Annotated in this window: 1 protein-coding gene and 1 pseudogene; both read left to right on the top strand. The window is 66.8% G+C overall.

Features of this window, described 5'->3' with window-relative positions; genetic code table 11:
- Positions 1 to 460 (top strand): annotated as a pseudogene (locus tag MTQ10_RS30440) (alpha-1,4-glucan--maltose-1-phosphate maltosyltransferase); the annotation flags it as partial.
- Positions 457 to 1,378 (top strand): alpha-amylase family glycosyl hydrolase (locus MTQ10_RS30435; protein ID WP_247473960.1); only part of this gene is annotated, 922 nt, incomplete at its 3' end. The pseudogene MTQ10_RS30440 and the gene MTQ10_RS30435, both read left to right, overlap by 4 nt.

Genomic DNA, 1,378 nt, shown 5'->3' with positions numbered 1-1,378 from the left:
GGAGGGCAGCGAGGAGTATCTGGACTCGGAGAAGTACCAGCTGCGGCCCCGTGACTGGGAGGCCGCCGAGCGTGAGGGCCGCACCATCGCCCCGCTCATCACCAGGCTCAACGACATCCGCCGCCGCAGCCCCGCCCTGCGCAGGCTGCGCGGTCTGCACTTCCACCACGCCGACAAGGACGCGGTGATCGCGTACTCCAAGCGGAGCGGTTCGAACACGGTTCTGGTGGTCGCCAACCTCGACCCCCACCACACCCAGGAGGCCACGGTCTCGTTGGACATGCCGCAACTCGGCCTGGAATGGCACGAGTCGGTGCCGGTGCGCGACGAGCTCACCGGCGAGACCTATCACTGGGGCAGGGCCAACTACGTGCGACTCGAACCGGGCATCCGGCCCGCGCATGTCTTCACCGTCCTGCGACCGTCCACCCCGCAGATCGGAGGGTCACCCACACAATGATCGTCAACGAACCCGTCCCGGACACCTTCGAGGACACCCCGGCGAAGGACCGGGACCCCGACTGGTTCAAGCGCGCCGTCTTCTACGAGGTCCTCGTCCGCTCCTTCCAGGACAGCAACGGCGACGGGATCGGCGACCTGAAGGGCCTGACCGCCAAGCTGGACTATCTGCAATGGCTGGGCGTGGACTGCCTGTGGCTGCCGCCGTTCTTCAAGTCCCCGCTGCGCGACGGCGGCTACGACGTCTCCGACTACACCTCCGTGCTGCCGGAGTTCGGTGACCTGGCCGACTTCGTCGAGTTCGTCGACGCCGCCCATCAGCGCGGCATGCGCGTGATCATCGACTTCGTCATGAACCACACCAGCGACCAGCACCCGTGGTTCCAGGAGTCGCGCCGCGACCCGGACGGGCCGTACGGCGACTACTACATGTGGGCCGACGACGACAAGCAGTACCCCGACGCCCGCATCATCTTCGTCGACACGGAAGTGTCGAACTGGACCTTCGACCCGGTGCGCAAGCAGTACTTCTTCCACCGCTTCTTCTCCCACCAGCCGGACCTCAACTACGAGAACCCGGCCGTGCAGGAGGAGATGATCTCCGCGCTGCGTTTCTGGCTGGACCTCGGCATCGACGGCTTCCGCCTCGACGCCGTGCCCTACCTGTACGCGGAGGAGGGCACCAACTGCGAGAACCTGCCCGCGACCCACGCCTTCCTCAAACGGGTCCGCAAGGAGATCGACGCCCACTACCCCGACACCGTGCTCCTCGCCGAGGCCAACCAGTGGCCGGAGGACGTCGTCGACTACTTCGGCGACTACGCCTCCGGCGGCGACGAGTGCCACATGGCGTTCCACTTCCCGGTGATGCCGCGCATCTTCATGGCCGTACGCCGCGAGTCCCGCTACCCGGTCTCCG

Origin of the sequence: Streptomyces sp. XM83C, assembly GCF_023072675.1 — a bacterium.
In the GTDB taxonomy this organism is placed as follows: Bacteria; Actinomycetota; Actinomycetes; order Streptomycetales; family Streptomycetaceae; genus Streptomyces; species Streptomyces thermocoprophilus.
Note: the sequence above shows the minus strand (reverse complement) of the source record. Positions and strands in the feature narration are given on the sequence as shown.